The organism is Mangrovibacter phragmitis (genome assembly GCF_001655675.1).
Taxonomy (GTDB): domain Bacteria; phylum Pseudomonadota; class Gammaproteobacteria; order Enterobacterales; family Enterobacteriaceae; genus Mangrovibacter; species Mangrovibacter phragmitis.
Genome location: NZ_LYRP01000001.1, coordinates 1,227,410 through 1,239,794, shown reverse-complemented (window position 1 = coordinate 1,239,794; position 12,385 = coordinate 1,227,410). Strand labels below are relative to the sequence as shown.

Annotated in this window: 10 protein-coding genes, 6 tRNA genes and 1 other RNA gene; 7 read left to right on the top strand and 10 right to left on the bottom strand. The window is 47.5% G+C overall.

Annotation, left to right across the window (positions count from 1 at the left end; all coding sequences use genetic code 11):
• Positions 1-243: an exodeoxyribonuclease VII small subunit gene (gene xseB, locus A9B99_RS05525; RefSeq protein WP_064595334.1), complete on the bottom strand. Its 243-nt coding sequence runs from the start codon at positions 241-243 to the stop codon at positions 1-3.
• Between the two features lie 89 nt (positions 244-332).
• Positions 333-467: a hypothetical protein gene (locus A9B99_RS24365; protein ID WP_269448054.1), complete on the bottom strand. Its 135-nt coding sequence runs from the start codon at positions 465-467 to the stop codon at positions 333-335.
• Between A9B99_RS24365 and thiI the strand changes: the two genes are divergently transcribed.
• Positions 454-1,902, top strand: coding sequence for a tRNA uracil 4-sulfurtransferase ThiI (thiI, locus tag A9B99_RS05520; RefSeq protein WP_064595332.1), 1,449 nt, complete (start codon positions 454-456; stop codon positions 1,900-1,902). The genes A9B99_RS24365 and thiI overlap by 14 nt on opposite strands.
• A 43-nt stretch (positions 1,903-1,945) precedes the next feature.
• Here thiI and A9B99_RS05515 read toward each other — a convergent pair whose 3' ends face one another.
• The 6 genes from A9B99_RS05515 to A9B99_RS05490 form a co-directional block, all read right to left on the bottom strand.
• Positions 1,946-2,983: an AI-2E family transporter gene (locus A9B99_RS05515; protein WP_064595330.1), complete on the bottom strand. Its 1,038-nt coding sequence runs from the start codon at positions 2,981-2,983 to the stop codon at positions 1,946-1,948.
• A 214-nt stretch (positions 2,984-3,197) separates the two neighbouring features.
• Positions 3,198-3,324: non-coding RNA, RtT sRNA (locus A9B99_RS05510), on the bottom strand.
• 31 nt (positions 3,325-3,355) lie between these two features.
• Positions 3,356-3,431, bottom strand: a tRNA-Lys gene (locus A9B99_RS05505).
• 4 nt (positions 3,432-3,435) lie between these two features.
• A tRNA-Val gene (locus A9B99_RS05500) sits at positions 3,436-3,511 on the bottom strand.
• A 46-nt stretch (positions 3,512-3,557) separates the two neighbouring features.
• A tRNA-Val gene (locus tag A9B99_RS05495) sits at positions 3,558-3,633 on the bottom strand.
• 43 nt (positions 3,634-3,676) lie between these two features.
• Positions 3,677-3,752 (bottom strand) — tRNA-Val (locus tag A9B99_RS05490).
• Positions 3,753-4,010: 258 nt separating this feature from the next.
• Between A9B99_RS05490 and gltX the strand changes: the two genes are divergently transcribed.
• Positions 4,011-5,426 (top strand): glutamate--tRNA ligase, encoded by a 1,416-nt coding sequence (gene gltX, locus A9B99_RS05485; protein ID WP_064595327.1) that lies wholly within the window; start codon positions 4,011-4,013, stop codon positions 5,424-5,426.
• A 154-nt stretch (positions 5,427-5,580) separates the two neighbouring features.
• Here gltX and A9B99_RS05480 read toward each other — a convergent pair whose 3' ends face one another.
• On the bottom strand, positions 5,581-5,973 hold the full coding sequence (locus A9B99_RS05480; RefSeq protein ID WP_231889152.1) for a YfeC-like transcriptional regulator: 393 nt from the start codon (positions 5,971-5,973) through the stop codon (positions 5,581-5,583).
• A gap of 176 nt (positions 5,974-6,149) precedes the next feature.
• Between A9B99_RS05480 and A9B99_RS05475 the strand changes: the two genes are divergently transcribed.
• The 4 genes from A9B99_RS05475 (at position 6,150) to A9B99_RS05460 (ending at position 9,433) form a co-directional block, all read left to right on the top strand.
• A complete protein-coding gene (locus A9B99_RS05475) occupies positions 6,150-6,410 on the top strand; it encodes a hypothetical protein (protein WP_064595325.1) in 261 nt (86 codons plus the stop codon).
• A 151-nt stretch (positions 6,411-6,561) separates the two neighbouring features.
• Positions 6,562-6,637 (top strand) — tRNA-Ala (locus A9B99_RS05470).
• Positions 6,638-6,697: 60 nt separating this feature from the next.
• A tRNA-Ala gene (locus A9B99_RS05465) sits at positions 6,698-6,773 on the top strand.
• Positions 6,774-7,285: 512 nt separating this feature from the next.
• Positions 7,286-9,433, top strand: coding sequence for a sensor domain-containing phosphodiesterase (locus A9B99_RS05460; protein ID WP_197499251.1), 2,148 nt, complete (start codon positions 7,286-7,288; stop codon positions 9,431-9,433).
• Between the two features lie 120 nt (positions 9,434-9,553).
• Here the strand turns inward: A9B99_RS05460 and A9B99_RS05455 are convergent, their stop codons facing one another.
• On the bottom strand, positions 9,554-10,741 hold the full coding sequence (locus A9B99_RS05455; protein WP_064595320.1) for a NupC/NupG family nucleoside CNT transporter: 1,188 nt from the start codon (positions 10,739-10,741) through the stop codon (positions 9,554-9,556).
• Between the two features lie 359 nt (positions 10,742-11,100).
• Here A9B99_RS05455 and A9B99_RS05450 point away from each other — a divergent pair, with 359 nt between their 5' ends.
• Positions 11,101-12,336, top strand: a complete 1,236-nt coding sequence (locus A9B99_RS05450; RefSeq protein WP_064595318.1) for an Nramp family divalent metal transporter — start codon at positions 11,101-11,103, stop codon at positions 12,334-12,336.
• The last annotated feature ends 49 nt before the right edge of the window (positions 12,337-12,385 follow it).

The following is a 12,385-nucleotide window of genomic DNA, read 5'->3' as shown; positions in this document are numbered from 1 at the left end:
TTATTCGGCATCCGGCTTGAAAGGAGTTAACGGTGCGTTTTCACTTTCCGAGAGTAAAATTTGTACGCGCTGCTCAGCCTGCTGTAATTTTTGCTGGCCCTGGCGGGCAAGTTGTACACCACGCTCAAACTCGTTGAGCGCGTCTTCCAGTGGCAGTTCGCCATTTTCCAGGCGAGAAACAATGGTTTCCAGTTCTTGTAGCGCCGTTTCAAAACTGGCGGGTTGTTCATTTTTCTTCGGCATAGCGAATACAGCTTCCTGATTAAGTCATCTTTACTACGCCACATGGTAGCGGAGTAAAAATGATAAGCAAATAATGTATCCAGGCCAGGTTATGTGCGCAGTTTCACAATGATGGTGATATACTGTCGCGCTTTCGGATGCTGGCCTTTCGCCAGCAGTACTTCATTTTCCTGCCCGCGTATGCAGGCTGACCAACGAATCCTTGCCGCCATGAAGTTTATCATTAAATTGTTCCCGGAAATCACCATCAAAAGCCAATCTGTGCGGTTGCGCTTCATTAAGATTCTGACCGGAAACATCCGTAACGTTCTCAAGCATTATGATGAAGACCTTGCTGTTGTCCGCCACTGGGACCACATCATTGTTCGCGCGAAAGACGAAACACAACGCGAAACAATTCGTGATGCGCTGACCCGTATTCCTGGTATCCACCATATTCTTGAAGTGGAAGACCTGCCGTTCACCGACATGCACAATATTTTCGAGCAGACTCTCGAACGTTACCGCTCCCAACTGGAAAATAAAACATTTTGTGTTCGGGTTAAACGTCGTGGCAAACATTCGTTCAGCTCTATTGAGGTTGAGCGCTATGTTGGCGGTGGGCTGAATCAGCACATCGAATCAGCTAAAGTGAAGTTGACGAACCCCGATGTGACGGTCAACCTGGAAATTGAAGACGACAGGCTGTTGGTTGTTGAAGGGCGCTATGAAGGGATTGGCGGCTTCCCCATTGGTACCCAGGAAGATGTGTTGTCACTGATTTCAGGTGGTTTTGATTCAGGTGTATCCAGCTATATGCTGATGCGCCGTGGTTGCCGGGTGCATTACTGCTTCTTTAACCTTGGTGGCGCGGCCCATGAAATTGGGGTTCGCCAGGTAGCGCACTACTTGTGGAACCGCTTCGGCAGTTCGCACCGTGTACGTTTTGTCGCGATTAACTTTGAGCCGGTTGTGGGCGAAATCCTTGAAAAAGTGGATGACGGCCAGATGGGCGTGGTACTGAAACGTATGATGGTGCGCGCCGCATCCAAAGTCGCGGAGCGCTACGGTGTTCAGGCGATTGTAACAGGTGAAGCGCTGGGGCAGGTATCGAGCCAGACCCTGACTAACTTGCGGCTTATCGACAATGTAAGCGACACGCTGGTACTGCGCCCGCTTATCTCCTGGGATAAAGAACACATTATCGATTTGGCGCGTGAAATTGGTACTGAAGATTTTGCCCGTACCATGCCTGAATACTGCGGTGTTATCTCCAAAAGCCCCACAGTAAAAGCCGTGAAAGCGAAAATTGAGGCGGAAGAAGCTCATTTTGATTTCAGCATCCTCGACCAGGTGGTAGAGAATGCAGTGAATATGGATATTCGCGATATCGCCACGCAAACCGATGAAGTCGTGGTTGAAGTCGAGACCGTAAGTGGTTTTGGGCCAAACGATGTGTTACTGGATATTCGGTCAGTTGATGAGCAGGAGGATAAACCTTTCGCAGTGGATGGCGTACAGGTGGCTTCGCTGCCGTTTTATAAACTGAGCACCAAATTCGGTGACCTCGACCAGAGCAAAAACTATTTGTTGTGGTGCGAGCGCGGAGTGATGAGCCGGTTGCAGGCACTTTATCTGCGTGAACAAGGTTTTATGAACGTAAAAGTATACCGCCCGTAATCCCATATATAACCCCCTGAAGCTCTGCTCCAGGGGGCATATTTTACTTATAGTCCGGTACGTCATTCAGCAGCATGGCAATGCGCTTGCCCCCTTCAGACTGTTCGAGCGCAATTTTCACCACGATAGTCAGTGGCACGGAGAGCAGCATCCCCACAGCTCCCAGTAACCATCCCCAAAAGATCAACGACATAAATACTACCAAAGTGGATAAACCTAACCCTCGCCCCATCATGCGCGGCTCGAGAATATTGCCGATAACCAGGTTAATCACCATATAGCCTGCCAAAACCGTCAGTGCATCGTACACTCCCTGGAAGACCAGTACTTGCAAAATAGCCGGAATGGCTGCCAGCACAGAGCCAATATTGGGAATGAAATTCAGCGCCATCGCCAGCAAACCCCAAATAAAGGAGAACTGTACACCAAGCACCAGTAGCATAATCCAGACGATTAACCCGGTCAGCAGGCTGATGGCTGTTTTCAACACCAGATAATGAGACACGCTGTCGATAGCGCGTTGCATGGCAGCCATGCCAGCACTGGGGCGCGACAAGGTATATTGCAGTTTTGTTGGTAACTGAGGTGCTTCGAGCAGCATAAACACCACTGTCAGTAACAGTAGAAATATACTGGTCATGGCACTGGATAGCTGGGTTAACAACGTTGAAATAAATGTCATGGCGGAATTAGGGTCAATGTATTTGATAAGTTGCTCAACAGAGACTTTTATCCCGGCTCGCTGCAACCAGGGTTCAATGGTTTGCAGAGGTATCACTAATGAAGTGCGGTACCGGGGCAGGGTGCGCGCCAAATCATTAAGTGTGGTACCCAAATAAGCCAGAAGCACAACGACGAAAAAAATTATCAACGAAATCAGTGTGAAAATAGCCAGCGCTCTTGGAACCCGTAAGCGCACCATATACTGGATGACGGGGTTGAGAATAACGGCGATAAATATTGCCAGAACGAACGGTACAATTATTTCTGCGGCAATTCTCACGCCGGCGAGGATGATAACCATCATTCCCAGCATGATGACAATTTTTAGCCCGTTAAGCGTGATTATGGATTTACTCATGGTTTTTCCTGACAGACTGAATCCTTTTTATTGATGATAATACGGATTGTACTGACAGGATGATATGGGATGAGTCCGGGGAGTAATAAACCAGGAGCTGGCAGCGAACATTTCAGCGACTACGCTTCGCTCGGCTCGAACCTGCGGCAGGTTCTCATCCTGCACTTTTTTGTACATAGCAAAAAGGCGCCCTCAGGTCCCCTTTCTGCATTTCGGGTGGGTCGTGCAGGATAATTCGGCCGTTGGCCTCACCCTGCGGGCCGTTGCCGTTGGCAACGTTGTCTCGCTTCGCCCGGCTCGAACCTGCTGCAGGTTCTCATCCTGCACTTTTTGCGCATAGCAAAAAGGCGCCTTTAGGGCGCCTTTCTACATTGGTGGGTCGTGCAGGATTCGAACCTGCGACCAATTGATTAAAAGTCAACTGCTCTACCAACTGAGCTAACGACCCGAAGTGGTGGGTGATGACGGGATCGAACCGCCGACCCCCTCCTTGTAAGGGAGGTGCTCTCCCAGCTGAGCTAATCACCCACTTCGGTACTGCATACTTCATTGCAAGAAATTCAGCTGGTGAGATTGGTGGGTGATGACGGGATCGAACCGCCGACCCCCTCCTTGTAAGGGAGGTGCTCTCCCAGCTGAGCTAATCACCCAATCTCAATTTCTTGCTTTACACTGCGGGAACCACATCAAAAGTGGTGGGTGATGACGGGATCGAACCGCCGACCCCCTCCTTGTAAGGGAGGTGCTCTCCCAGCTGAGCTAATCACCCCCGCTGTGTGGAGTCGCATTATAGGGAGAGAACAAAATGAGTCAACGCCTTTTCTAAAGTTTTTATTTGTTCGTCGTAAATTTAGCCATCATGGTGACGAAATGCCCGTTTTTATAAGATTAACCAGCAAAAAGTCACCTTTCTGTTCACACAGACAGACTCTGGATTGAGGAATCAGCATACAGTGGTAGAATATTGCCCACTTTGTTTTCCCGGCATTTGCCGTGTTTCGGCATATTTACGTATTAAGGCCACTTAATGAAAATCAAAACCCGCTTTGCGCCAAGCCCAACTGGTTACCTGCATGTTGGTGGTGCCCGTACTGCCTTATATTCCTGGCTTTATGCCCGTAATCTGGGGGGCGAGTTCGTCCTGCGCATTGAAGATACCGACCTTGAACGCTCCACTCAGCCCGCTATCGATGCAATTATGGATGCAATGAACTGGCTGAGCCTGGACTGGGATGAAGGCCCGTACTACCAGACCAAACGTTTTGACCGTTACAACCAGGTCATTGATGAAATGCTGGAAGAAGGGACAGCATATAAATGCTATTGCTCTAAAGAGCGCCTGGAAAAACTGCGCGAAGAACAGATGGCAAATGGTGATAAACCACGTTATGACGGGCGCTGCCGCCATGATCACACCCACCATGATGCAAATGAACCCCATGTCGTGCGTTTTGCTAACCCGCAGGAAGGCTCCGTTATCTTTAATGATAAAATTCGTGGCCCTATCGAGTTCAGCAACCAGGAACTTGATGATCTGATAATCCGCCGCACCGATGGTTCTCCGACCTATAACTTCTGTGTTGTGGTGGATGACTGGGATATGGGGATTACACATGTTATTCGTGGTGAAGACCATATCAACAATACGCCACGTCAAATAAACATCCTGAAAGCGTTAAAAGCACCCGTGCCGGAGTACGCTCATGTTTCTATGATTCTGGGTGATGACGGTAAAAAATTATCTAAACGCCATGGCGCGGTCAGTGTTATGCAGTACCGCGATGAAGGTTACCTGCCAGAAGCGTTGTTGAACTACCTGGTTCGCCTGGGCTGGGCGCATGGTGATCAGGAGATTTTCACTATTGATGAAATGAAACAACTGTTCACGCTGGAAGCGGTAAGTAAATCTGCCAGTGCGTTCAACACTGACAAATTGTTGTGGCTGAACCACCACTATATTAATACGTTACCGGCTGAATATGTTGCCACACATTTGCAATGGCACATTGAACAGCAAAATATTAATACTCAGACTGGTCCTCAACTGGCTGACCTGGTGAAATTACTGGGCGAGCGTTGCAAAACGCTGAAAGAAATTGCTGAAAGCTGCCGTTACTTCTATGAAGATTTCAGTGAATTTGATGCTGATGCTGCGAAGAAACATCTGCGCCCGGTTGCCCGCCAGCCACTCGAAGTGGTTAGCAATAAACTGTCTGCAATTACTGACTGGACTGCGGAAAATATTCACCATGCTATTCAGTCAACGGCAGATGAACTGGAAGTGGGGATGGGGAAAGTGGGGATGCCTTTGCGTGTAGCAGTCACTGGTGCGGGGCAATCTCCGGCACTGGACGTGACTGTGCATGCTATTGGTAAAACCCGTAGTCTGGCGCGTATTCAGCAAGCGCTGGAATTTATTGCACAGCGTGAAGCGCAGCAGTAATTACTGGTACTCAGGTTAGTGAAAACCGGCTCACAGAGCCGGTTTTTTTGTTTTACATGTTTTACTGGGCTGCTTTAAGCGTAGTCCGGCCTTTCAACAAAAAGGTAAGCCAGAGAGTTAAACTGCCCCTCTGAACAAACCGGCCATTGGGGAATTACCGGATTGCCAGGCGTGACAGCATGCCAGAAATACCTTCTCGCGCCAGTAAGGACAGTAAACAACGCCTTTCTTCTTCACACATTTGAAGCAGTACTGACATCAGTTGTGAACTGAAAAAATCATCATCCATCAGTGGGGATTCTGCAGAAATAAGTGACAAAGGAATCGTTTCCGGTTGCTCTGCCGCCTGGCGCAAATTACGGGTGCTGAGCATAAAGCGACGTACCTCCTGAGTCATATGTATCGCATGTGCTTTCCCGCCTTTAACTCCTTTAATTTGTGACGTTTGCCAGCCATGCTTTTTGATCCATTTATTAATGGTCTGGGGCTGGTAACCTACAATTTGCGCTAATTCTGCCGGTGTCATTTTGCTTTTAAATATATTCATTATCGGCTCACCTGCTCACCTGTTGCGAAATGGCACCCAACATCATGAAGGACTTTGGATAACAATAATGTACGGCGAGGAAGTTGCTTTGGCGGAGAGAGATACCTGACAACACTATGGAGTAATACTGCACTGATGTTTTTAACCACTCGCGCGAGTGAAGAAAGTGAGAATTGATGAGAGGGTTTAAACAAAAAAATCCGTATCTGTTGCTGTGTGCAGCTTACACCCCCCTTGCTGCTTTGCGCAGCCCGGTAGGCAGTGGTTTGCCACGTACAGGAAGTTACCGATGTATTGATTATATGGCGGTTAAAGCTGGTCACAACAGCCAGCTTATCTGGCGTTATCTGTTCCTTGAGCATCTCAATGTCCTTGTTTTTTCTGTTAACCTGGCATTACATGAATATTTTATAGCATCCTTTAACGTGATTCTGTGATTCGAATTCCTGTAACAGGGGCGACCTCGAAAAAAAAGTCTGATTTGCTGGCTTTTTCAGCGGTTGATTCAGGATGCCCCTTTTCATCGTTGACACCAGACAAGGGGTTGCATATCATGCCGCCCGTCAACACGGAAACGTGTTCAGGATTGGGGCTATAGCTCAGCTGGGAGAGCGCTTGCATGGCATGCAAGAGGTCAGCGGTTCGATCCCGCTTAGCTCCACCAACTTATGTTGGTATTACGCTTAATTTGGCGGATATAACACTCGTTGTTTCCTGAAATCGTGGGGCTATAGCTCAGCTGGGAGAGCGCTTGCATGGCATGCAAGAGGTCAGCGGTTCGATCCCGCTTAGCTCCACCAAAATTCCTTGGCTCTGTATAACAGAGCACATAAAACACCTGTATCTCTTAGAGATACAGGTGTTTTTTTATTCACCAAATGGCAAGCCGTGGAAACTTTGTTGTTCCTTCACTTTGCCCGGTTCTGCGTAATGAGAAACCAGTGGCAGGCATAGTAACTATTGTAGCCAGTTTGTCATGACACTTTCCTTATGTGAATATTTATCGTTTTCATTCAAAATCTCTTTATTTGTATTCTTGTGTCTTTTTTTCTCTTTTTTTTATGGTGTTTTATTATTATTCAGCTAATTATGTATTGTGGCGAATGATTTATTGCCCGGAACTATAAATATAAATAATATATCACCAACACCTGATTTGTCAGGTCATGTTAAACCCGGTTTCGGTGTATTGACGGTTCACAGGGAGCGTAATTAAGCAACTAATTAGCGGTGTGCCGGTATAGGGTAATTAAAACGGCAAAGGGAGTTGTTAATGAATATGGATGTTTTTTTTAATAAAATACGGAAGCAATTGTTCATTTTTATAATAAGTACGGTTCTTATTGCTGTATCCCGCCATTTTTCTCCTTTGACCTGGATTGATGGTGAGCCTAACTACCTGAGCTGGCTTCCCCTGAGTGTTATTATTTCTGTTTTATTACTCTGGGGGCGCATGGCTGTCATTCCTCTTACTTTTGCTACGGTTACTGTCTATTTGTGGATTTTTTCCACTGAATCGCCCTGGCTAATTTTGCTGTTTATTGGCTGTGTGCTGGTGCCTGTCATCGCTGTTTGTGGTGCACTGAGAAGGTGGGGCGGGCGGCGCTGGCGGCACGATATGATGGGGCGTAATGGCGCAGTATTGATCTGTGCGCTTGGGTTTGTTGCTCCGTGCTTAATAAAAGCGCTGATGTATCTGACGGGAATGTTTGTGCCGTTCCCTGATGGGCTGTCACCTTACTTTGGTATGACATCTTATCTGTTTAATGTCATTGATGTACAAAGTCTTATTATTTCTGCTTTAATATTTTCACCTGCGGTTTATTATTCACTAAGAGTGTCGTTAAGTCCTGCATTTCGCCGGGCAATGTGGTTAGTGCGGGTTAAACCTTATTTTTCACCGGCAATCAGAACAAAAACAGTTATCTGGTTTACAGCCCTGGCTTCTCTCATGTGGGTGTTTTGCTCCCCGGTAAGCAGTGAGCTGTTTAGTGCTTATATGCTGCCGTTGTTATTTTTTATTTTTACCGTGGGGATTCGCAGCCCGGGAGCAATTTTTATTGCCATTCTTTGGGCGATCTCCGCTTTTTTCCTTATCCAGTTCAATAAGAATTTTGTTCACAACATCAATTATGGGCCGGTACTGGCATTTACATTATCTATTTTTATCGCATTTACTGTATGTCTGTATTACATGATACGCATCTATAACCGTGGTGCGAGGTTACAGCGAGTGTGGCACAACCATGCACTGACAGACCCAATGACCTGGTTACCCAACCTGCGTGCACTGGATGCCCATATGAAAACCCATCCGGGGGGCATACTTTGTTGTATTCGGCTCAATAATTTAGAGTTCCTCGGGCGCCACTATGGTTTTTTAATGCGGGCACATTGTAAATCGTTACTGGACCAGACATTGTCGGTTCACTTGCGGGCGAATGAACGGGTTTTCCAGTTCATCGGGTGTGAAGTGTTATTGTATTTACACGAAGGAAACCATGAGAAGCGTTTGCGTCAGATGGTAAGTATCCTGAATGCCCGTCGGGTTCCCTGGAAGGAACAGCAACTGACCATTGAATATATGGCAGCGTGGGGCAAGATAATGGCCGTACCCGGTGAACTGAACCGTTTGTTGGGGCAACTGAGTTATCTGGCGGAGCAGACGAATACTCTTGAACCAGTGATTGGGCTGGATACGCAACCCGAAAGTGTCATGTCAGCAACATCCGGGCAAGTTGAACTGTTTCAGAAGATAAAGCAGGCGCTGGATAACGGGCAACTGCTGCTGGTAGGGCAGCCTATTGTCGGGCGCTCAGGGGAACGGTACGACGAGATCCTCAGCCGCCTGATGGTGGATGGGCGCATCATGATGCCGGATACGTTTTTACCTATAATCACACAATGTGATTTAAGTGTGCATTTTGACATGCTGGTCATGGCTAAGTTACTGAGCTATTTATCATCCTCTGTGGCTCGTGGAGAAAATCGGCGCTTTTCGGTCAACCTGATGCCCGTAACACTCATGCAAAATGGCGTAGCTCAACGTATTGTGCGCCTGTTTACCGAAAGCGAGGTGGATGCCAGCCGCATTGTAATTGAGGTAACTGAAGAGCAGGCTTTTTCTACTGCAGAACATACCGCGCGTAATATTCAGTTACTCCGCCAGGCCGGGTTTATGATAGCGATTGATGACTTTGGTACGGGGTATTCTAACTATGAGCGCCTGAAACGTCTTGATGCCGATATTATCAAAATTGACGGTTGTTTTATTCGTAACATCACGCGCAGTACTGAGGATGTGATTATTGTTCAGTCTATCTGTGCACTGGCAAAATTCCGCGGGCTGGATGTTGTAGCCGAATTTGTTGAAACAGCGGCTCAGCGTGAATTGTTGTTCAACCTGGGGGTGGATTACCTGCAAGGGTATCTGGTGGGTAAGCCTGAGCTGCTGACATGATGGTGCGATGCAGCAAAGGTAGTTTCAGTACCGGGAAGTGGCACTTTGCCAAACAGGGAAAGCAGCAACTCTCCCTGTTTGGCGAGCAGGCATGAATAGTCAGGCCATGCTCAGGCGGGGTTACAGCACCAGTGCAGCAATAGAAGCAGACAACACACTTACCAGCGTTGAGCCGTACACCAGTTTCAGCCCGAAGCGGGAAACAACGTTTCCTTGCTCTTCATTCAGGCCTTTAATTGCCCCGGCAATAATCCCAATTGAAGAGAAGTTGGCGAAAGACACCAAAAAGACAGACAGAATGCCCTCTGCTCGTGGTGTCAGTGAACTGGCAATTTTTTGCAGATCCATCATGGCAACAAACTCATTAGAGACCAGTTTGGTCGCCATAATACTGCCAACCTGAAGCGCTTCGTTGGAAGGTACGCCCATTACCCAGGCCACAGGGTAGAAGATATAACCCAAAATGCCCTGGAAGGAGATACCCAGCAGCGTGGCAAACAATGCATTCAGTGCTGAAATCAGCGCGATAAAACCAATCAGCATGGCTGCAACAATAATGGCCACTTTAAAGCCAGCCAGAATGTACTCTCCTAACATCTCGAAGAAGCTTTGTCCTTCGTGCAAATTTGACATTTGCAAGTTTTCTTCGCTTTTATCAACGCGGTAAGGGTTAATCAACGAAAGTACAATAAAAGTGCTGAACATGTTGAGTACCAGTGCGGCAACAACATATTTGGGCTGGAGCATTGTCATATAAGCGCCAACAATTGACATAGACACCGTGGACATTGCAGTTGCTGCCATGGTGTACATGCGATTGCGTGACATTTTGCCGAGGATATCCTTATAAGCAATAAAGTTTTCTGATTGTCCCAGTATCAGTGAGCTTACAGCATTAAAAGATTCCAGTTTCCCCATTCCGTTAACTTTGGACAGCAAAGTACCTACCAGGCGAATAATCACCGGCAGTAGACGAATATGCTGCAAAATACCGATCAATGCGGAGATGAACACAATAGGGCACAGAACTTTCAGGAAGAAGAAAGCCAGTCCCTGATCATTCATTTTCCCAAAGACAAAGTCGGTGCCCTGGTTTGCAAAACTGAGCAATTTTTCGAACAGTTCAGAAAAGCCTTTAACGAAGCCCAGACCGGCTTCTGAATGCAGGAAAAACCAGGCCAGTAAAACTTCAATTACCAGTAACTGAACGATGTATCGAAGCCGAATGCTTTTACGGTCATGGCTGACCAGCAAAGCCAGTAGCGCGACAATGGCAAGCGCCAGAATAAAATGCAGAACACGGGACATGTTTGCTCCAAATTAGAGGCAGGTTAAATTTCCGTGCACATTCTATGCAACAGGAAAGAATAAAACGAGACATATAGCACATTATTAGGCGCTTGTTTGGTGGTAATGCCAAATCGTGAGCTGTGATACAGAAATGTTATGTTAGGTAAAGATGATAAAAGTTGCGTATATCAATCAAAAAATTTACATTGTGTTAACCTTCTCTCACGGTACTGTCAGGTAACAGTACGCGTATAACCTTCCTTTTTCCATTGTTCCCGGCTATCACAACAATCATGATTATCACTCCAAATGAACTTGATAATCATTATCGTTTTGTTAGCATGAAACATAGCAAAGGCTATATTTTGAGGCGGATTATGACCAACAGCAATGTACAAACAAAAGGACGGAGTGTGAGAAAACTCAGGCTCACCTTGCTGGGGCCTGCCTTTATAGCCGCAATTGGTTATATCGACCCGGGTAACTTTGCCACCAATATTCAGGCAGGGGCCAGTTTTGGCTACCAGTTGCTGTGGGTTGTTGTCTGGGCAAACCTGATGGCGATGCTGATTCAGATCCTTTCAGCCAAACTGGGTATCGCAACGGGTAAAAACCTGGCGGAGCATATTCGTGATCACTATCCACGCCCGCTGGTTTGGTTCTGGTGGATTCAGGCGGAAATCATTGCGATGGCGACCGACCTGGCTGAGTTTATCGGTGCCGCCATTGGCTTTAAATTGATTTTTGGTGTGTCTTTATTACAGGGGGCTGTGCTGACAGGCATTGCGACCTGGTTCATCCTGATGTTACAGCGACGTGGCCAGAAACCACTTGAGCGTGTCATTGGTGGGTTGCTGCTATTCGTAGCGGCTGCATATATTGTGGAACTCATCTTCTCTCAGCCACGAATTGCAGACCTCGCAAAAGGAATGATTATTCCTGCATTGCCAACCGGTGAAGCGGTATTCCTTGCCGCTGGTGTGTTAGGTGCGACGATTATGCCTCATGTTATCTACCTGCACTCGTCACTGACACAGTACTTGCATGATGGCAGTAAGCAAGAGCGTTATTGTGCTACCAAGTGGGATGTCGGGATAGCCATGGCGATTGCAGGTTTTGTTAACCTGGCAATGATGGCAACTGCGGCGGCGGCCTTCCATTTCAATGGGCATGCAGGCGTGGCGGACCTTGAGCAGGCATACCTCACTCTGCAACCCTTACTCAGCCACGGTGCCGCCACGGTGTTTGGTTTGAGCCTGATTGCCGCCGGTTTGTCTTCTACAGTTGTGGGCACACTGGCCGGGCAGGTGGTTATGCAAGGCTTTATCCGCTTCAGCATTCCCTTATGGGTCCGGCGCGCAGTGACTATGATCCCGTCATTTGTGGTTATCCTGCTGGGGCTGGAACCTACACGGATTTTGGTAATGAGCCAGGTGCTGTTGAGCTTTGGTATAGCCCTGGCATTGATTCCGTTGTTGGTATTCACCAGTGATTCACGATTGATGGGCGAACTGGTGAACAGCCGTAACACTAAACTGTTGGGATGGGGGATTGTGCTGGTGGTGGTAGCATTAAATATCTGGTTGTTGCTGGGGGCATTCCCGGGGATGTAAACCTGTTAAGTAAAAAAGCACCCGCCAACGTTTTTCCGGGTGCTTTGTA